The sequence below is a fragment of the Luteimonas sp. GW821-FHT14E02 genome, assembly GCF_058803905.1.
Genome location: NZ_JBXAPK010000004.1, coordinates 232,811 through 251,789 on the forward strand (window position 1 = coordinate 232,811; position 18,979 = coordinate 251,789).

Below are 18,979 nucleotides of genomic sequence, written 5' to 3' on the forward strand. Positions count from 1 at the left end.
CACATCTGTGTGAGTAACAGGTGGAGTCCAGCTAGGCGGATGCATGGCTGGACTCCGCTTTAGCGGTTACAAAGTGCTTCCGAGTCGCTGACACTAGTTGCGGAATCAAAACCTTGGCGAAAGAGTGGCCAATGTATTGATGCACCTGGCGACAGTGCTTATGGTGCGGCTTTGTCTAGTCGGGGGGGGCGTTGCCGCGAGATCTGGCTCGGTTTCCTTCATATGGGAGCCTTCGATCCGAAGGGGCCTTATGCCAGTTACCGTTTCCGAACATGCGGACGATCGCGGACAGCCCTTGTTTACTATGGCGATCACGCGGATTTCCTTTCGGAAATGACGGGTTCTACTAAGATCAGGTTGGCCAGAAAAAGAGGAAACAAACCATCTGTGAATACGATGGTTGGACTGAGCGAATGAATACGATCATCCCAAATTGCTAAAGCACTTCCCTCTGCATGTAGATTCGTGACCCCTATCAACACTGGTCATGGCCGCATCGATACGATGCGGCCTCGCTTGGGAGTTCTAAAACACTCTTCATCTGATGCCAATGGGAGGCCGATGTCATGGATACGCACGGTTCTTCATACGTTCTGTCAGCTGCGATGTTGATCCTCCTTGTGCCACTGCCTGCGCCGGCAGCGCTCACCAATTTGGGAACGCTTGGCGGCGGCACGTGTAGCGCGGTCGATGTCAATAACGCGGGCGCTGTGGTCGGCCATTGTCGAACGCCCGCAGGGGACTTCGCACCAACCTTCTGGAGCAGTAGTGGCACAGCGGCCATGGCGTTGCCGGGGCTGGAATTCGATGGTCCGTGCTCTGTAGTAGGGATCGGCAGCAACGACGAGATTGCCGGTAACTGTGAGTTGGGGGCGGATGGCGAGCAGTTTCCTGTACGCTGGATGACACCATCGCTGCCCTCGGCGGCCCCGCAGGTGCTGAGTGCACGCATCGGAGAGGATCGCGCCGAAGCGAAATTGATCAATCGATCCGGGACCGTTGCTGGCGTCAGCGTCGATGCTGACGGAACCCAACACCCTGTGTTGTGGAAGCGTGGACAAACAACGCCGACTTCACTGCCGGTCCCCGGCTTGCTCCCTCCGCTGTTGACATCGGTGACCGAGTGCCACATCACGGCCATAGGTGTTGCGGAGACGCCAGCCGCAGTGGGGTTCTGCGATCTGCGTGAGGGTGGCGCGGTGGCAGTCAAATGGACGCCGAATTCCGCAGGGAGCTACAACGTCGCGTCCTTGCCTCGGATTGCCGGGGGCTCAAACTGTGTGGCCGTAGCGGTGAATCCCAGCGGCTACACCGCAGGCACATGCGAAGATACAGTTGGCGATTTAGCGGCCGTGCGCTGGAGACCTTCGGGCGGTGCGCCTGCGATGCTGCGTGGGTTGCCACGGGAAGCGGCGCTTGGGCAACAGGTGATTGCTGCGGATATGAACGGCGCTGGCACGATCACTGGAAACTACATCGCAGGTGACGGAAGTTACCGAAGTTTTGTCTGGGCGCCCACCGACGATCCGACCACGGAGGACGGATTGGATCTTGGCGCACCCGACGGCGATACCATGTGGGCAGAGTGGATCGCCGACAGTGGGCGTGTCATCGGGAGCGCCCAGGATGCGCAAGGCGCGCCAGTCGGCGTTTCCTGGACGTCAGCGGCCAACCTGCAAATATTGGGGACGCTGGGTGGGCCACATAACCGCCCGGCTGCGATCAGCCCCAATGGGGTGTGGATTGTCGGCACCAGCGAGATCAGCACTCGACACCGGCATGCTTACAAGGTGGAGGCAGCGAAAATCGGAGATGCTACGACGACAAAGCTTGGTATTTTCGGTCTGGTTGGGGCACCCATTGAATCTAGCTGGTGTGCAACTCTAGGCAGGGAGTCCACTTACTGCCCTGGTGGCGCCAGATAACAAAACTCTTCGGTCTTGCAGAGTGTGGTTGTGTTGCTTTCACTAAACCGGCAACCAAGCCAGTACTGAAAATTGTCGAGAACCGCGCTCGATGACACTCGCGGAAAACTCCCCCTTTCGAGGAGGGCACGGAGTCAATCAGGACATAGGTCATAGGTCCCACGTGGGGCGCGGCGCAGTCATCGCAAGGGTCGTTGCTGGCGAGGGTAGGGTGCAGCGCGCGGCTGATGGCGGCCATCAGTAGGCTCCGCATGGTGGGGTAGGGGTTTTCCTACAGGACCGCCCTTTCGCATGTTTGGCGTCCGCTTTTTGGCCACAAGCAAAAGTCAACACTGACCCGTGTTTTTCTAACGGCTGAATTACGCCGAGCCGCGAAGCGGCTTCGGCTTGAATGAATTGTTAGCCCACTCTACTTTTGGCATGGCTCAGCCGCTAGAGAGCACAGCTCAAGGTACACCGCTAGAGCGGTAGACCCGCCAGGATTGGCACAACCTTTCAGCCAGATGGATGCGTACTGACCCACTTTAAGTTCGTGCGCCTCGGCTTCACCACCGTAGGCAGTAAAGAGGTTTGTGTTCGAGTTAATATAAACCGGAATGTCCTTGCCGCGAGCAACACGCACCACGACTCGGCCAGGCCGCACTTGGGTTAATCTGCCGCTCAAGGAGGCAGGGGAGGGCTCGATATCCGCGCCATCAGGAACCGGAAGCACGCATCGCCCCTGAGCGGCGTGAGCAAGCGGGATTGATAGGGCTAGAAGGATGGTGAGCCAGAGATATTTCATCGAGAGGCCGAATGCCTGAGTTAAGCCGAGCCGCGAAGCGGCTTCGCCTTGAATGAATTGTTAGGCGCTCATCCGAAATCTAGCGCCCGCGTCTCATCACTACCAACAATCTCATCGATGTATGCATCAACAGCAACCGACCAGCCATGAACATCTAGTTCCAAGTGCCATGGATCCGCGCCACGCTCCCCATGCAAGTGCACCATTCCCGTCCAGTGCGAGTATCGATCTTGTGACTTAGCATTCCTAGTAATCCAGCCAAGTTCCACATGGGTTGCATGGATGATCTTATTGCATGTCTCACGAACTGTTAGTTCGAAGCGCCCGGCATGAATTGTGCCCAAGGAAACCTGTTCGGTGGCGTACTTGTTTGCATGCACAAAGGCTGAAGGCCGAACATGGGGTTTAGATGAGTCTTCAAGAATGCGGACCTTCACAGCAACTTCGATGAGGTATCCGCAGACGACGGGCTTGATCTTGTGGTCGTAGTCGTTCCAGTCATCGTGGCCGTAAGGGTAGCTGCCCTGGCAGATGTTGCTGATGCGACAGTATGGTTGGCTGGCCAAGATGAGTTGCTGCAGGAGAAAGAGCTTCTCGTTGACACCAGCGAAGTCGAGACTATGTGTCATGAGCGCCTAACGCCTGAATTAAGCCAACCCGCGAAACGGGTTCGGCTTGCATGAATTGTTAAGCCCCGCGCCGCAGACTCTCGGCATGCTTAGCGTGTCTAACAGCGTTCTGTAGGCTTGTGAAGTTATAGGAGCCGTAAACGTATCGATCATCATCCTTCGAGATGTTGTAGCGAGCAAGCAAGTCTGCCTCTGATTGAGGCTCGTGTTTCTTCGTTTCCCCGTGTTGCGATGGTTGCGGCTGCGCGCTCGGGCGAACTTTATTTGTATCACGAGTGCTGTTAGCTGGTCGGTTTTCTCGCTTTTGTAAGGTAATCCACTGGTCATGGTTTCTGCGCTTCTCAGGATCAGAGAGCACCTTATAAGATGCGTTAATGATTGCCATGACCCTAGATTTTTCTGGGTCGCCGTTGTGGCGATCCGGATGATGCATTTGAGATAGCACCCTATACGCTGCTCGTATTAGTTCGGGCGGGGCATCATGCGTAACCTTTAGATTGTCGTAATGGGTCTTGATCTTGGACATGACGGGGCCTAACGCCTGAATTAAGCCGAGCCGCGAAGCGGCTTCGGCTTGAGTGAATTGTCAGGACTCATCTGGAGCCCAGTCTGTGACTACCAAGAATCGCTCGGACATCGGAGTCTTCTCAAAGGCGCTGCCCTCAGGAGCATTGATAAAAGGAACAATGCTCGGATCGTAGTTGGCGATTGTATTGACGTCATAGATTGCGTGATTGGCTGGGTCATCCATGTACGCGTCGTCCTCAAAACCAGACATGAAGCGCCAGCCACTATCGATCTCATTGTCCGGGGCCTCTCGGTACATGAAGCGAACGGGATATCCCTCGACTGTGATCTTGTCGGTTGCAATGCAACCACCATATCCCTCAGCCAATGGCCTGATCTGGTCTGCAGTGAGTTTGAACTGTTTTGTCATGAGCCATGTGCCGGAATTTTGCTGAGTCGCGAAGCGGCTTCGGTTTGAACGAGTGGTAATGTTTACACAGGCGAATTTCGTGCTGGGTCGGTTATCGGAAATGCTCCAGCGGATTGCAATAGATCAATCATGGCTTGAGTTGAATGCTCTTTTGCATAGTCGCGCTCCGCCTCAGTAATGCCAACCACATGCAAGAAATCAATGGTTCCAGAGGGCAATTGAGCCGTATGTGGATAGTGAGCAGGCTTGGCCAGCGCCACAAACCGCAAATCAGACTTTGGTGCTATCGGGCCACCTAATGGAATACGTGCACCGTAGTCGAGTGAGCGTGCATCCCCATACATGCCATGGCATAGCAGAACGTTATAAGCGAGGAGGCGTTGTAACACGAGAACTGGCCACTCTGCCTTTTCGGGGGATTCGATGACTAGCTCTGTGCCAAGCCAAGAAGGTTCGGCGGAGTTGTATTGATCAGGATCTGTTTCCCAAGGGGTCGTTCCGCCTGATGTAACGTAAAGCCAACTATTGCGATTTGGCGATGGGCGAAATTCCATCACTCCTAGGAACAGCCATCTCGGGTCGTAGCTCTCTTGCTGAAAGATATCAGTGAAGATGTTAGCGCTTAGGGTGAATATGCCTTCGCTCTTTTCGCTAAACAAGGACGGGAAAAGCACCTCTTCCCTGTGCTCCCAGACCCCTTCGAGTGAGTTCATGATCTTTCCCGTAAAGCACAGTACTTGGATGAAGCCGTTCCGCGAAGCGGCTTCGGATTGAATGAATTGTTAGGCGCGCTAGTCGGCGATGCTGAGCTTGACTCGCGTGCCATCTGGTAGACCCTCAATCTTCCGGGCAATGTGTCCCGAGGTGGAAACAAGCTCGCCGAGTGAGATGGTGGCGAGATTATCGCCGCCATACTCGCCACCGAGCGTACCGGGAATCTTGAGGCAGTACTTGAAGCCGGGCCTGAGTGGGCCAAAACTCTCCCGGGCTTGTTGCACTAGTTCCCTCATGTACCAGTCGTGCAAGAACCCTTGATCTTGCGAGAGCTGGTCGAGCTCGGATTTGGAGTTTGCAATGACTTTGCAGTATAGGTCCTCGGGGCACAAGCGCCAGTACCGGCCACTCTGGTCTTTAATCATGAGGTTTCCGAAATCGTTGTCGCCGACGATCTGCTCCGGCTTGAGCCCGGTCCAGCCCCATGCATCCTCGATAATTGCGATTAGTTCCATGCGCGCCTAACGCCAGAGCCGAGGCGGGAAGCGGCCTGGGCTTGAACGAGTTGATAGGTGTCACTGTACACTCGTCACTCTTGGGTCGCTCCACAACTGCCGCCCATCCACACGCTCCATGAAGAAGCTAGGGCACTTGCCGTCGCCGCTTCCTGCCATGCCCCCATCAGGTTGGCAGATTAGCTCCCCACTACTGGTGTAGAGTTGGCTCATAATGTCGCAACACGTGAGCCGCGGCACGTAGTACACCAGTTGACCCTTGTAGCGATATTGCCACACAGCGCCAGGTGAGCTGCTTGGCGGGACAGATTTGTATCGTGTGATGAGTTCCGCGACGAATAGCGGAACATCTGAGGCCTCAAGCGCGGGCGATGAGACAACCGCAGGTGAAGGCTCGACTACCTCTAGCCGCATTGGAGGTAGCGGAGGCTGAAGCCAAAGCAGCAAAAGGTAGACACAGGCGATGAGAACCACTGAAACCGCGACGACGCGAGTCCATCGAATCTCACCGCTTCTCGGTTGCACCTGTTGTGTCATAGACGCCTAACGCCTGAATAAAGCCAAGCCGCGAAGCGGCTTCGGCTTGAATGAAATGTTAGGTTCGCTTACCACGCCTGCGTCCATACTTGGGGAGACCAGGGGAAGCAACAGCTGGCTTTCGAGGTCGGGCTGTCCTAGCTGGGATGGCGGAAGCATACGCAATGCCCAATCCAAGTGCGATCCAGAGCAGGCCGGACAAGACCCATGCGCCGGTCTTACCAATGAGACTCTCGACGGCCATGAAATACAAAATTGCCCCGTGCTTATTGCTCGTTGCGATCAGTGGAGACTGGAGTGCGATGAGCGCAATGCCATGAGCAAGAAGAAGCAGCCCGAGAAGAAAACCAAAGACCTTGCCGAATAGTCTCATGCGGGTCTAACCACTGATTTGCGTCGGCCTGCGAAGCGGCTTCGGCTTGAATGAATTTTAGGTGCCGCGCTGAGGAAGCGTGACATTTATGGATTTGTTGAACATTGGGATAAGTAGCAAAGCCGATCCGAAGAAAAAGCAGACAACCAGAGCGATAGTAAGGCCGACTACAACAATGGCCCGATGAATCATAGCCATGCTGCGATGGGCCTGAATCACCCATATGATCGTCAGAATCCAGAGAGCAATGAGAGCTATGAGAACGACAAGGAACCAGTTGGGGAAGAGATAAAGCAAAAGCATTGCTACGGTAGGGATCGGCAAGAGCCAGGCAAGACAGCTAAGCCAGAATCGACGCTTAGGTGAACCGAACGCCCTAAACTGGCTCACTTGAGCCTGTGGTGCTTGATAGGGATTCTCAAAGTTGTTGGGAGCTGTCATATGGCACTACTTTGGGGGAGCGCAATCGTATGAACGATTCACGGCACTTCCAATTAGCGAATAGCACTCATATAGAAGGTGGTCGCCGCTGTAACCAGTATTTACAAGGAAAGTGGTGATGTCGTTTTCAAGTTGTCTTACATCGAAAGGAGATCCTGGAAGTCGTTTCAGCGGTCGTGCTTCCAATTCTCCGCTATCGGTGCGCATTGCCACTAGATAGATAGCGCCCTCGTTGATGCTAAGGTGGGCCAATCCTGTGAAGACAAATATGCCGTCCTCGTTTTTGACAATGCCATGAACGTTCTCATTAAGAAGTGTATGAAGAACGCCGTCTTTGTCCTGAAACTGAAGCTTTCCAATCCATTCTCCGTGATCTGTTCCCAACAGCCGGCCATCAAACACTCGAAGAACATGGTCGGGGATAAGCACGCGTGGTTTCGGAGAGGTGGCGGCATGCTCATCATTGCCTTGCGTACAACCACAAAGCATGAGTGCTGTGGCAAGGAGAATTGGCTTCATAAATCATCCCCCGCCTAACTCGACATGGGATGCCGCCAAGCAGGGCATGACGAGCGCCCCTTTGGCAAAGGTCCGTGATGATTTCCCGAAGTCATGGCCTCACCCCTGTGTCGTTGCCATGGCCAAGTCTAGCTTATGGATCAGCTGCCAGCAGCGCCGCGTCCATACGGCGCCCGAGCGGTGCGAGTAGACCAGGGGAATGGGGTATCGCAAGGGTCGTTGCTGGCGAGGGTAGGGTGCAGTGCGCGCTCGCCGGCGACCATCGGCCGTTGCCGCATGGTGGGGTAGGGATTTCCCTACAGGATCGGAAGCAGACACACTAAGCTAGGTTCAACCAACCTTTGGGCTCGAGCGATGAACTCAAATGCGATGATACGAAGGCTGGGACGTGGAGCAAAGCGGGGTTTCGACTTCAACGAGGAATCTCGTGCCTTCAACCTGTTAGCGCACTTCCAGTTGGTAGAGCTGTCGTTAAAGGTCTACATCGGAATCGCGTACAAACTGATTGCTACCCGAGTCGACGGTTACGTCCCTTACAACTATGACGATCGTGCTCTTGAGAAGGCCTCTTTTGAGCGCCTTATTGGCATGTTTAAGGTGGTCAATAACAACCTCGCTCTTCAAAAGCGGCTCGCGGGATTGGTCGATAAACGCAACGACGTGGCGCACCGCATGCTATTGCCGCACTTCGGCGTGAGGAGGCGCGACTCGGACATTCGGATGACTAACGACGAGCTGAAACTCGTCGAGGAATCAGTCAGCCGCGCGATGAAATCCCTCGCCAAAGAGATCGGCAGCTTGAAGGATTCCTTGGCGCGGGCAGGATAATGTTGTCCGCTATCGGCCACTAGCGGACTATTGTGAATGAACTGGCATCAAACGCGTCTTCTTTATGGTTCTTCGAGCGTCGATTGCATTCAACCGCCTAGCGTTGGGCGTACATTGGCTCAGCGACTCGCTCGGCAGTTCAAAATCCTCTGGCAGCGATCGCACAAATTCTGGCGAGAGAGCAGGAAAACATGCGATTTCAGATAACTGCGACAATCATGGCACGTTAATGCCGGCAGTGTTGAGTCTCTACGTGTTGATGGTGGGCCAGGACTCAGGCTTGCCTTTTGATACGGATCAATGATGGGTGTCGATTTTCAAACGACACTCCCCATGTTCATTGCATATGAAGAAGCGCCCTCATCTGGGAGAGAGGGATACCCAACGATTGCCGGCGCCGCCTAGTTGAGTAGGAGAGGGTTGCTTGGTTTTATTTCGACTCCGGCAGCAAGCGGAACGGACTTATCGACGGATCGGGAGGTCCGAAGTCAAAGACGATCCAGTCGTCATCCTCATTGACGCCCGGCTCGATCCTTGCCGAGGCAAAAAGGTGGCCACTGGCGAACTGCCCACTGAACACATTGCCTTGCCCAGTACTCCATCCATGCTCCTCGGCGAACCTCTCATAAGACTTAACACCCGCCAGAAGCTCCAGTAAAGCGCGCGATGAGATTCGCATCTGGTTGCTTGTCGCTCTGAATGCCAGGCTCATTTTGGCACCTACCTCTGTATCAATATTGCGCCGTACCGCGTTCATGGGGGTCATTACAGGTTGGGGAATCTTCTCAACTGCTAATTCAAGCGTTTGTTCTAACAAATGGAGCACAGAATCTGTCAGGCGAGTAGTCCGGTGCTGAGCAGATGCAGCAACAAGCTCGTACCGAGCACGTAATGCTCGACGAGGCCACCAGGAACCAGTGCTCTGATCCTCAACTGTGGCTAACAACACAAGATCTATAGAGTTTGTGTTCTGCAGAAACCGTTCGGCAATTTGTCGAGCGCTGAACCCCTCGCGAGAGAAGCTCTGGCTCATTGTTGCGCAATCGCCGTCGCAAACAATAAGCAATCGGATAGCCTCCGGTGGTGCGCCGCGCAGTTGCTTGGCTTTCGCTTTCATCTGGTTGTAGATGGGGTTATTCGTTACTGATAACGCGCTGTCATAGGACCGATACGATCCACCTGCGAAATTGCTGGGCCCTTCGTAGCGTATGGTGAAGCGGGCTCCATTCTCTTTCACCGCGAGCTCATCAGGCTTGTCTTGGTTGCGGGCGACTCTTTGGACGAACGGCTTGATGTGGCGGGCAACTAATTGATCAAAATCAGGGCCATTAGGAATTGCCAGTTGCACCTTGCGTTTCGTGCGCTCGCCAGTCTCGTCATGCTCAACAGCAACGTGGAAGCCACCCCCCAAAAAACCTTCTTTTACCGCGCGCTTCCGAATTGCTTCCATCAGAGCTTCGAACGGGTTTTGCGCATCGATGCCAGAATCGGAAACCGTGGTGATATCACCTATCACAGGTATCGCGCCGTTTGCACCTTTTAACTCAAACCCAAAATCCGGACGCGCACCGGTGATCAAAGCCTGTTCGTGAGTGACAGCCTCTACCTGGCCCAAGGCATCAAGGAACACCAGTTCCCACATATCAGGGAGTCGATTTTTTCCGCGCCGATTCAAGCGTGTGACTAAAGCGAACACGGATTCCCGGGGCATCCAGACGGAAATACGATCCAACATGGATTGCATAGATCGTCGAGTAAAAATAAACATGCGGGTTTTTTGCTGCGTCGAATCTGATGACCTATTGGTCTTCGCCGGCGACCAGGTCAATCTTGGGTGCGACGGATTTTACATTTGAGTATAGTCGTCCGAATCTCTTCTCCCTCATGACTAGCACAATCATTTCCGCGCGAGCTCTAGCCTCGGGTTCAAGAGATTCATCCTGAGATTCTTGCGAGTAGCGTCTGAGCAACTCATCATGTTCGTTATAAGGAGTTTGTGCGCCAATCAATTCTGCCTCCAACGCGTAGCCATAGTTTGATTGAGCAAACTCTTTCCCTTCTGGGCGTGAAGAAAAATATTCCATCACATCCTTGGCAGATGCCCTTCCGGAAAGGTAGCCTCGATAAAGGTTGGTGTTCTTAATTTTTAAGATAATCAGACAGCCGAGCATCAGTGGGTGCAGGTAATGATTCTCGGCGGTGGCGCGAATTGCCAAACTCAGCAATACGAATGCTCGCTCGCGTTCTCTGAAAGAAAAATCTAGTCCAGGAAACAAATGCTTGAACATGGTCTGAATTCGATCCCTGTCATACCTGGTCTCGTGATGCTGCATCCGGCCAGAAAAGAAATCATTCAGCCCAAACATGCCGAACTGTGCTTTCAGAAATTCATCTGTACTTGGGTTCGGCAAGTTGAGTTCGAGATCGAAGAACCTTCTCAGATATCCATCGACATCCATCCCTTGACCATACAGCGTTCTCACCGAGTGCCCCAGCTGTTCCGGATCCAAAGCGACTACGAACGCCACGCGATCAATTGAGAACAAGTGCTTAACGATTTCCAGTAACCGGACGGCGTGCGTAGGTCTACACCTATCAAGTTCATCAATGATGAAAACTAGTGGAAGTTGTGATCCTTCGCCATAAAGTGATTGTGCTATTTCATTCAGTTCGTTTCGAAAAGCAGAGATCGATTTTTTTGCCTCAGAATAGGCATCAATCCGCTCTTGCGCGAACTTCTCCGCAGCGTCAGCTAAAGCAGCTTCTGCAAGTTCTTCGAGATCGACTATCCCGGCGGTGCCAATTTTTATCGCGGCGGGCAAAGCTGCCTTTATGATTAGGCTCCCATACTTTTTGGCCTTATCAATTTTTGCTTGAAGCGGACGATTTCTGCCGCCCTTGAGCGCCTTTAACTGTTCCTCTGTGTCGCCAAGGAGTGCAACAAATGGGTCGTCAATGTAGTCGCTTTCCCATGCATTGAAGCTGATGACTTTGAAATCACCCGCGGTGAGATGGGCTTGTAGCATTCGTAAAAATGTAGATTTACCGTAGCCCCAGGGCGCGTTTACAGAAACTACGAGCGGTTCTGTCGTGCTTTTTAGGATATTGGCAATGGCTTCTACAGCCGGCTGTCGTCCTAGTTTGTCGTTCTGGAACGGGCTAGCGGCAGGTATGTCAAAAGTAGGTGCACGAAGGCGCATGAATTGTCTCCCCTGTAGAACTTTTCCTGTCGGACAACTGGTCTGGCGGATGCAAATGTTTATTTCGGGCAGAAGCTAACATCAGTTGCCTGGGTTAGTTTGTTAATCGAGAACCTTGGTGATTGATCTCTCGCCAACTTGGTCGAGAAAGTGGCGCCAGAAGCGCTCAGCGTGCCTGACAGCGGAATAGATCGTCGTTGACGATGTACTTCCATTGTTGCGTTCTTGGGTCGGCACTGCGTGCACAACGGTCGAAATCGTCTCCCCACTTCCGCTATAAATATCCACTAAAACATCGACTGTAAGCTCTTCCGTTACTGCATTTCTTATTAGCATCCGATGCTTTGTAGCATTACATATTTGATGGCAGAGATTCATCTCGATAGATGTATTCCTAACTGCTAGTCGAAATTTTTTATGGCCATCCTTTTCGTCAAACACCTCGTTCAGTGCCCGCTCGGCGAAGCACAGTTTCTTTGTGTCACAGCGAATGATTTGCCACGCCCAATCGGTAAGGCTCCATGCTGTACTAGCTGCATTTATGCCCGCGTACAGAGCAGCCATTGGGTGCTCAATCGACTTCTCAACTGCCTTAGTTAGGACCGGTGCTCGATGCTCCAATTCACGCAGTAGCAACAGATCCCATTCCAACTTAGATAGCACATCCCAGATGGTATACAGCCCCATTGTTCGGTCAATGGCATCATGCTCCCTTGAGCTCATTGAGCACCCCCTAACGCCTCAATTTAGCCGCCTTGCGAACCGGAATCGTTGAATGAACTGTTAGACCACATCAGCTGATCCAGGCCGTCCTTCCATGCCGCTTGGATCCGCTATGAGTAGTTCTTCAAACAACATGAACACATCATCTCCCTCCACCCCAGGGTCCCCAATAGCATAAAGCGTCGCAAATGTTGCCGCATATGCGGCGTCGCGCCGAAGTAGGCAGAGATCTCGGGGATCGGCGCCTGCGGCTAGTAGTCGTTGCAATACGGCACCTGTGTCCGCAAAAGGATCATCAGGGCGGACTTTGGAGCGCTCGATCTTTGCATCTAGAGAAGCAGGGTCGAGATTGACGTTGATTACCTGCTGCCAGAGATGGGTGAGTAGCTTGTCTCGGGTGCGCACTTTGCCTCCATGTGCTGATCGAATCGGACTGGCTCAATTGCTCTTGCCATTCAAAAGAAAATGGAGCTCATGGCACTCGCTCTTGCGTGAGCATAGCTTGCCTTTTGATGTCATCTTTTGTCATTAGATGCCGTCCAATGCTTTCCTTTGTCTCCGATCACCAAAGACTCTGGCGACCATTCCATTTGGTTATGTGGCATTTGAGCTGCTTTTGTGCCGTAGCCGGCAGTTTACGACTTGCATCCTGATGTCGTTCTTTGTCATTGGATGTCATTCGATGCTTTTCTACGTCTCCCGTCTCCCCGTTTCGCTCTAACACGGTGCACACCACCTATGCATTACAACTCGCATCCCTAAGTCTTTGAATTTTTTAGGGCACCCCGTGTAACGAAAACACGGGGATGGTGCAAAAAGGGAGAAAAGGGGCAAAAAGAGAGAGAAATGAGGCCCGAGAAGGGGCAGGAGAGTGGTGTCGTCGACACGGGAATGGACGCGAAAAACCCTGCGAAACAAGGGGTTTTTGCTAAAAACGAAAAACCCACCGGAGAGCGGTGGGCTTTGATGAGGTGGTGGCCGGGGAGGGAATCGAACCCCCGACACGGGGATTTTCAATCCCCTGCTCTACCAACTGAGCTACCCGGCCAAACGCTGCGGCCTTGGCCGTGCGAGCCGCGTATCATACGGGGCTGAACGGCAGGGAGCAAGAAGCTCGCGGCTGGCTGAACAGGTCGCGCGTGCTCCCTTGGGCGGCGTGCGGCCCGAGCGCATCATCGTGCTACCTCACCAGCGCCGCCGTGCGGCAAGGGAAACGGGCATGAAAACGATGATTTTCGCGGCCGCCCTGAGTGCCGCATTGCCGCTGTTGGCCGCCTGCGCGACCACGGGCATGAGTGATTCCGAGAAACTGGCGCTCTACAGCAGCCATGCCGGCAAGCCGGTGTCGAGCTTCCACTACTTCGGCCGTATCGACGGCTGGACGCCGCTCGGCGACAGCGCGGTGGCGGTATGGACCAAGCCCAATCAGGCCTATCTGCTGAGCCTGTACGGCCCGTGCCAGAACCTCGAATTCACCCCGGTGATCGGCGTGACCAGCCAGATGAACCAGGTGTACGCGAAGTTCGACAAGATCATCGCGCGCGATCGCGGCTCGATCGAGATGCCATGCCGGATCAACGAGATCCGTCCACTCGACGTGAAGGCGATCAGGGCCGCGGAGAAGACCGCGCGCGATCAGGCATCGCCGTCCACCGGAACATAGCCGGCCGGTTTCTCGGCGCCGCCGCCGAACAGGAATTTCCGCATCTCGTCTTCGAGGAAGGCGCGGTGCTTCGGATCGAGCGGTGAGAGCCGGTTCTCGTTGATCAGCATGGTCTGGTGTGTCAGCCATGCGGCCCAGGCGGTCTTGCCGATGTGGGCGAAGACGCGCTTGCCGAGCTCGCCGGGCCAGGGCACGAAGTCCAGGCCTTCGGTTTCGCGGTGTTCGTATTCGCAATAAACCATGCGCGTCATGACGATGTGGTCCCGTGATCCTGAGGTTGTCGGAATTGCGCTTCGAGCAGGGTGCGGACCGGCGCCGGAATGCCGAGCGTGGCGAGATCCTCGCGCGTTGCCCAGCGCAGGTCGTCATTGTCGCGCACCACGGTGCGCGGAGTGACGGCGTGCCAGCGTAGCGGTTGTAGGCGCAGGTCATAGTGGGTGAAGCCGTGGTCGATGGCGTCGAGCGTTTCGCCGCCGTCGTAGTCGCCGGTGACGTGGCTCTCGAACCAGGCGCGTGCGTCCTCATGCGCTTCGCTTTGCGGTAGCGACCAGAGTGACGCCCATACGCCGGTCGGCGGACGGCGTTGCAGGAGAACGCGCTCCTGGGCATCGCGCAGCAGAAGCACGAAGGCCGAGCGTTCGGGCAGTGGTTTGCCGGGTTTCGGCGTCGGCAATTCGGCGACGCGGCCGGTAGTCAGCGCGACGCAGTCTTCCTGCAAAGGGCAGAGCACGCAGGCCGGATCGAAGCGGGTGCACAGCGTGGCGCCGAAATCCATCTGCGCCTGGGTGTAGTCGGGCAGTTGTCCGTGTGCAATGTGCCGGCTCTGCACATGATGCTCGGCAAGTGACCACAGCTTCTTTTCCACCGCAGGTTGACCGGGCCAGCCGTCGATACCGTGATAGCGGCACAGCACGCGTTTGACGTTGCCATCGAGGATGGCATGGCGATCCCCCCACGCCTGCGACAGGATCGCGCCGGCGGTGCTGCGGCCGATGCCGGGCAGTGCGACGAGCGCATCGAAGTCGCGCGGCAGTTCGCCGTCATGCCGTTCCGCGCATGCGCGCGCGGCCGCGTGCAGGTTGCGGGCGCGTGCGTAGTAGCCGAGTCCCGACCACAGCGCCAGCACGGTGTCGAGTTCGGCGGTGGCGAGTGCGGCGACATCGGGCAGGGCGGTGACGAAGCGTTCGAAGTAGGGGATGACGACGCGGACCTGCGTCTGCTGCAGCATGATTTCCGACAACCAGACACGATACGGCGTGCGCGGATGCTGCCAGGGCAGATCGTGGCGGCCGGAGACGTCGAACCAGCTCAGCAGCTTGGCTGCAAAGGTGTCATTCGAATCCATCGCCGAAACCTGTTGGTCGCCGTGCGAATCTTTTACCGGCGCGGGAATTTTCAATCGCCTGCTTCCCGATTTCGTGCTCATGGCGCTTTGGCATCCTTCGGCTCTGCGTCATCCAGTTCGATCTCGATCCCTTCCAGGCGCGCGCCGGAAATGACGAGTTCCGGCGTCGTGAGGTGCCCGGATAGCGGCGGCAGCGGCGGTGCCGTGCCAGTGGCTGCCGCTATCCACTGCGTGATCTCGGGGATGCGGAAACGGCCATCGAAGCGGGTGGCGTCCCGTTGCAGGCGCAACTCGGCGAGGTCGGAAAGATCGGCGGCGCCAAGGTAATGTGTGGAGAATGCCAGTGGCGATTGCGATGCATTGAGTGGCGCGGGCAACGCCGGCCAGGCCTGCGGCCAGGTCGCGAGACGGCCGTCGAAGCGCAACAGCATGCGTTTGCCGTAGGCCGCCGCGCCTGCCGCTTCCAGATTCGGCACGACACCTTCGCCGCGCAGGACGAGGCCGGCGGGGGCGAGCACCGCCACATCGTCGCGATAGCGCAGCGGCGAATTCAAGGCGAAAGTGAAGGGGAGTTTGGTGTCGCCGCTTTCGTATCGCGCGACCAGGGAGGCGCGCAGTGGCGTGATGCGCACGCCATCGTCGAAATACAGGGGGCCGGACGCGCGCAACCGTGCGGGGAGGCGCCAGTCCTTCGCTTGCGCGATGATCGGGCCAACGACGGCGACGCCTGCGCCGCTGGCGGGGCGAGTCATCGCAACGGCGAGATTGAATTGCAGCGACAGTGTTTCAGTCTCGAAGCGACCGCCGGCACGCGCGTCGGTGCGGTGATCCGGTTGCAGGCGCGGCAGGGTGAGAGAAAGCGCCTCGATGCGCCAGCCGCCGCCTTCGACGCGTCCGTTGTCGACTTGCACACCGTTGCTGAAAGTGGGGAGACGCGTCTCCCCAGATGGTCGCGTGGACAACCAATGCTGCAGTGCCCGGATATCTAGAATGGGCGCGTCGAGTTCGAGCCGGGTGATGTCGAGTTTCTCGCCGCGGCTGCGGACGGTCGACCAGGGCACGGAGACCAGCACGCGTCGCGCGCGCAGCAACGGTGTCGTGACGCTTGGCTCGCGGACGGTCACGTTGCGCACGACCAGTTGCGGCCCGCCGAGCAACCGGTATTCGCTCGCACCGGCGGCATCGATGTCCAGGCCGAGTGCGTCGCCGATCGCCGACAGCGCGAATCCGGCAACGCGGTCAGGCTGCAGGACGATGCGCAGCGCGATCGCCAGCAGCAACAGCAGGACAGCGCCCGCGATGAGCAGCAGCGCAATGCGCTTGCGGATCACGCGCTGAGCGACTCCGGCAACAGCGCGTCTACGAAGGCTTCCGCATCGAACACACGCAGATCCTCGGGCCGCTCGCCGATGCCGGCGTAACGGATCGGAATGCCGAACTCGCGCGCCAGCGCGAACACCACGCCACCCTTGGCGGTGCCGTCGAGCTTGGTCACGACCAGGCCGGTGACGCCGGCGGCCGCATGGAACTGGCGCAGCTGCGACAGCGCGTTCTGCCCGGTGGTGCCGTCGATGACCATCAACACTTCGTGTGGCGCCTGTGCGTCGACCTTGCCGAGCACGCGCTTGATCTTGCCGAGTTCGGCCATCAATCCCTGCTGCGTGTGCAGGCGGCCGGCGGTATCGGCGATCAACACATCGATACCGCGCGCTTTCGCCGCCTGCAGGGCGTCGAAGGCGACTGAAGCGGCGTCGGCGTTCTGGCCCTGCGCCACCACGGCGACACCGTTGCGATCACCCCAGGCCTGCAGCTGTGCGACGGCGGCGGCGCGGAAGGTGTCACCTGCGGCGAGCATCAGGCTGCGGCCTTCGTCCTTGTAGCGTTTGGCGAGCTTGCCGATGGTGGTGGTCTTGCCGACGCCGTTGACGCCGACGGTAAGGATGACGAAGGGCTTGGCCACGCCATCGATCACGAGCGGCTTGGCGACGGGCGCCAGCATCGCGATCAGTTCGGCGCGCAGCGCCATGCGCAGTGCCGCGGCGTCGGCGAATTCGCGCGCCTTCATGCGCTTGCGCAGCTGCGCGATCAGCTGGGTGGTGGCGGTGACGCCGACATCCGCAGTGAGCAGCGCGGTCTCGATTTCATCGAGCAGGTCGTCGTCGAGCTTCGGATTGCGCGAGAACAGGCTGCCGAGGCCGCGCGCGATGCTGCTGCCGCGCAGGCGTTCGCGCCAGCCCGGCTTGCCGGGAGCTGCCGCGGGCTTTTCCTGGACTTCGGCCGTCGTCGCAGGCTCAGGTTCAGTCCTGACGGCGGATTCGGGCGCCTGTGGGCTCTCCGTCGCCTCGCCCTGTGATTGCGGGAAGGCGGCGGCAAGCGCCTCGATGCGGCTGTCGCGTTCGCCGGTGGGCGTCGCCGCATTCGAGCTTGTCTCGCTGGAACCGGCTTCGCTCGGCTTCTTGCGGCGGAAAAAGCTGACCATCTGGTGTCGTTTGGTAGATTTGGTGAAGTCCGCGCATCGAACCACGCGGTCGGCGCGGCGAGGTGTGCGGGTTCTTGTGCAGGGGCCGCACGGAATGTGTTTTTTGCCCACGGGAGCGTGGACAATGCCCGCGCAATGGTAGCACCGGCCCCGGACTCCCCCTATGAAAGCAACATGAGGAAACCGGCTCCGGCCAGGAACGCAGCGCGCAATGCCGCGCCGGGCAGCGTGCGCATCATCGGCGGGCGCTGGCGCGGAACGCGGCTGCCCGTCGCGGACGCTCCCGGGCTGCGGCCGACCTCCGACCGCGCGCGTGAAACCCTGTTCAACTGGCTGCAGCCGATGCTGCCTGGGGCGCGCGTGCTGGATCTGTTCGCCGGCAGCGGCGCCCTCGGGCTGGAGGCGCTCTCGCGCGGTGCGCGCGAGGCGCTGCTGGTGGAGCGGGAGCCACGGCTGGCCGAGTCCCTGCAGGCGACGATCGAACGGCTGCGGGCCGGCGATGCGGCCAGGCTGGTGCGCGGCGATGCACTGACCTTCCTGCGCGCGCCGTCGCACGGCCGCTTCGATCTGGTCTTCCTCGATCCGCCCTTCGACCAGGATCTGTGGCGGGCGGCGCTCGCGCTGCTGCCGCCATGGCTGGCGGACGACGCCTGGCTCTATCTCGAAAGCCCGTCCGGCAACGCCGTGGATGCCGGTCCGGGCTGGCGCCTCCACCGAGAAGGGGCCAGCCGTGACGCGCGCCATGCCCTCTACCGTCGGCAGGACGGCGGCACTGATACACTGGGAGGGATTCCCAACGACGATACGACCAGCCCTCCATGAGCGTGGCCCGTACCCGCATCGCGGTCTATCCCGGTACCTTCGATCCGATCACAAGCGGCCACGTCGACCTGGTCGACCGCGCCGCACCGTTGTTCGAGCGCCTGATCATCGGCGTTGCCGAAAGCCCGAGCAAGGGGCCGGCGCTACCGCTGGCGCTGCGCGTGGATCTCGCGCGCCAGGCGACCGCCCATCATTCCAATGTCGAGGTGCGCGGCTTCAATTCGCTGCTCGCACATTTCGTCAGCGAAGTCGGCGCGGGCGTGCTGCTGCGCGGGTTGCGCGCGGTCTCCGACTTCGAATACGAATTCCAGCTCGCGAGCATGAATCGCCATCTCATTCCCGACGTCGAGACATTGTTCCTGACGCCGGCCGAGCAGTACGGCTTCATCTCCTCCTCGTTGGTGCGCGAAATCTCGCGCCTGGGTGGCGACGTCTCCGGCTTCGTGCCGCCGGCCGTCGCCAAGGCGTTGCAGGAAGAGCGCAAACGTTCCATGCCCCAATCCAATACGACCTGATTCCATAAGCTGATCCCATAGGGGAATTAA

General features: G+C 57.4%; 21 protein-coding genes and 1 tRNA gene. 5 read left to right on the forward strand and 17 right to left on the reverse strand.

Going from position 1 to position 18,979, the window contains the following annotated elements; translation table 11 throughout:
• Positions 1-605 precede the first annotated feature (605 nt).
• Positions 606-1,925: a hypothetical protein gene (locus AC1RNP_RS08675; RefSeq protein WP_493050848.1), complete on the forward strand. Its 1,320-nt coding sequence runs from the start codon at positions 606-608 to the stop codon at positions 1,923-1,925.
• A gap of 852 nt (positions 1,926-2,777) precedes the next feature.
• Here AC1RNP_RS08675 and AC1RNP_RS08680 read toward each other — a convergent pair.
• From AC1RNP_RS08680 to AC1RNP_RS08715, 8 genes are all read right to left on the reverse strand, one after another.
• On the reverse strand, positions 2,778-3,338 hold the full coding sequence (locus AC1RNP_RS08680; protein ID WP_493050849.1) for a hypothetical protein: 561 nt from the start codon (positions 3,336-3,338) through the stop codon (positions 2,778-2,780).
• A 58-nt stretch (positions 3,339-3,396) separates the two neighbouring features.
• Positions 3,397-3,864 (reverse strand): J domain-containing protein, encoded by a 468-nt coding sequence (locus AC1RNP_RS08685; protein WP_493050850.1) that lies wholly within the window; start codon positions 3,862-3,864, stop codon positions 3,397-3,399.
• Positions 3,865-3,924: 60 nt separating this feature from the next.
• Entirely contained in the window at positions 3,925-4,275 is a 351-nt protein-coding gene (locus AC1RNP_RS08690; protein WP_493050851.1) for a DUF2185 domain-containing protein, read from the reverse strand.
• 62 nt (positions 4,276-4,337) lie between these two features.
• The gene (locus tag AC1RNP_RS08695) at positions 4,338-4,988 is read right to left on the reverse strand and encodes a suppressor of fused domain protein (protein ID WP_493050852.1); all 651 of its coding nucleotides are present in this window, start codon (positions 4,986-4,988) and stop codon (positions 4,338-4,340) included.
• Between the two features lie 78 nt (positions 4,989-5,066).
• Entirely contained in the window at positions 5,067-5,504 is a 438-nt protein-coding gene (locus tag AC1RNP_RS08700; RefSeq protein ID WP_493050853.1) for a T6SS immunity protein Tdi1 domain-containing protein, read from the reverse strand.
• A 60-nt stretch (positions 5,505-5,564) separates the two neighbouring features.
• Positions 5,565-6,041, reverse strand: coding sequence for a DUF6970 domain-containing protein (locus tag AC1RNP_RS08705; protein WP_493050854.1), 477 nt, complete (start codon positions 6,039-6,041; stop codon positions 5,565-5,567).
• A gap of 430 nt (positions 6,042-6,471) precedes the next feature.
• Positions 6,472-6,855, reverse strand: a complete 384-nt coding sequence (locus AC1RNP_RS08710) for a hypothetical protein (RefSeq protein ID WP_493050855.1) — start codon at positions 6,853-6,855, stop codon at positions 6,472-6,474.
• Between the two features lie 6 nt (positions 6,856-6,861).
• Positions 6,862-7,374 (reverse strand): hypothetical protein, encoded by a 513-nt coding sequence (locus AC1RNP_RS08715; RefSeq protein WP_493050856.1) that lies wholly within the window; start codon positions 7,372-7,374, stop codon positions 6,862-6,864.
• Positions 7,375-7,728: 354 nt separating this feature from the next.
• On the opposite strand from AC1RNP_RS08715, the gene AC1RNP_RS08720 reads away from it, so the two are divergent.
• Positions 7,729-8,202, forward strand: coding sequence for a hypothetical protein (locus AC1RNP_RS08720; protein ID WP_493050857.1), 474 nt, complete (start codon positions 7,729-7,731; stop codon positions 8,200-8,202).
• Positions 8,203-8,632: 430 nt separating this feature from the next.
• Here AC1RNP_RS08720 and AC1RNP_RS08725 read toward each other — a convergent pair whose 3' ends face one another.
• The 5 genes from AC1RNP_RS08725 to AC1RNP_RS08745 form a co-directional block, all read right to left on the reverse strand.
• Positions 8,633-9,946 (reverse strand): hypothetical protein, encoded by a 1,314-nt coding sequence (locus AC1RNP_RS08725; protein WP_493050858.1) that lies wholly within the window; start codon positions 9,944-9,946, stop codon positions 8,633-8,635.
• Between the two features lie 55 nt (positions 9,947-10,001).
• A complete protein-coding gene (locus tag AC1RNP_RS08730; RefSeq protein ID WP_493050859.1) occupies positions 10,002-11,402 on the reverse strand; it encodes a KAP family P-loop NTPase fold protein in 1,401 nt (466 codons plus the stop codon).
• Between the two features lie 102 nt (positions 11,403-11,504).
• Positions 11,505-12,125 carry a hypothetical protein gene (locus AC1RNP_RS08735; RefSeq protein ID WP_493050860.1) on the reverse strand — a complete coding sequence of 207 codons (621 nt, stop codon included), beginning with the start codon at positions 12,123-12,125 and terminating at the stop codon, positions 11,505-11,507.
• 60 nt (positions 12,126-12,185) lie between these two features.
• Entirely contained in the window at positions 12,186-12,530 is a 345-nt protein-coding gene (locus AC1RNP_RS08740; protein ID WP_493050861.1) for a hypothetical protein, read from the reverse strand.
• A 567-nt stretch (positions 12,531-13,097) separates the two neighbouring features.
• Positions 13,098-13,173 (reverse strand) — tRNA-Phe (locus tag AC1RNP_RS08745).
• A 171-nt stretch (positions 13,174-13,344) separates the two neighbouring features.
• Here AC1RNP_RS08745 and AC1RNP_RS08750 point away from each other — a divergent pair.
• Complete coding sequence (locus tag AC1RNP_RS08750; protein WP_493050862.1) at positions 13,345-13,788, forward strand: DUF6491 family protein; 444 nt, start codon at positions 13,345-13,347, stop codon at positions 13,786-13,788.
• Here AC1RNP_RS08750 and AC1RNP_RS08755 read toward each other — a convergent pair.
• The 4 genes from AC1RNP_RS08755 to ftsY all read right to left on the reverse strand — a co-directional run bounded on the left by AC1RNP_RS08755 (position 13,761) and on the right by ftsY (position 17,612).
• Positions 13,761-14,039 carry an oxidative damage protection protein gene (locus AC1RNP_RS08755; protein WP_493050863.1) on the reverse strand — a complete coding sequence of 93 codons (279 nt, stop codon included), beginning with the start codon at positions 14,037-14,039 and terminating at the stop codon, positions 13,761-13,763. The genes AC1RNP_RS08750 and AC1RNP_RS08755 overlap by 28 nt on opposite strands.
• Entirely contained in the window at positions 14,036-15,133 is a 1,098-nt protein-coding gene (gene mutY / locus AC1RNP_RS08760) for an A/G-specific adenine glycosylase (protein ID WP_493050864.1), read from the reverse strand. Before mutY ends, AC1RNP_RS08755 begins: the two co-directional genes overlap by 4 nt.
• Before the next feature lie 77 nt (positions 15,134-15,210).
• On the reverse strand, positions 15,211-16,464 hold the full coding sequence (locus tag AC1RNP_RS08765) for an AsmA family protein (protein ID WP_493050865.1): 1,254 nt from the start codon (positions 16,462-16,464) through the stop codon (positions 15,211-15,213).
• Positions 16,461-17,612, reverse strand: coding sequence for a signal recognition particle-docking protein FtsY (ftsY, locus tag AC1RNP_RS08770; RefSeq protein ID WP_493050866.1), 1,152 nt, complete (start codon positions 17,610-17,612; stop codon positions 16,461-16,463). The genes AC1RNP_RS08765 and ftsY overlap by 4 nt, the downstream gene beginning before the upstream one ends.
• 174 nt (positions 17,613-17,786) lie before the next feature.
• On the opposite strand from ftsY, the gene rsmD reads away from it, so the two are divergent.
• Together rsmD and coaD are read left to right on the forward strand one after the other, a co-directional pair.
• A complete protein-coding gene (gene rsmD, locus AC1RNP_RS08775) occupies positions 17,787-18,434 on the forward strand; it encodes a 16S rRNA (guanine(966)-N(2))-methyltransferase RsmD (protein ID WP_493050867.1) in 648 nt (215 codons plus the stop codon).
• Entirely contained in the window at positions 18,431-18,949 is a 519-nt protein-coding gene (gene coaD / locus AC1RNP_RS08780; RefSeq protein WP_226469660.1) for a pantetheine-phosphate adenylyltransferase, read from the forward strand. Before rsmD ends, coaD begins: the two co-directional genes overlap by 4 nt.
• Positions 18,950-18,979 lie beyond the last annotated feature (30 nt).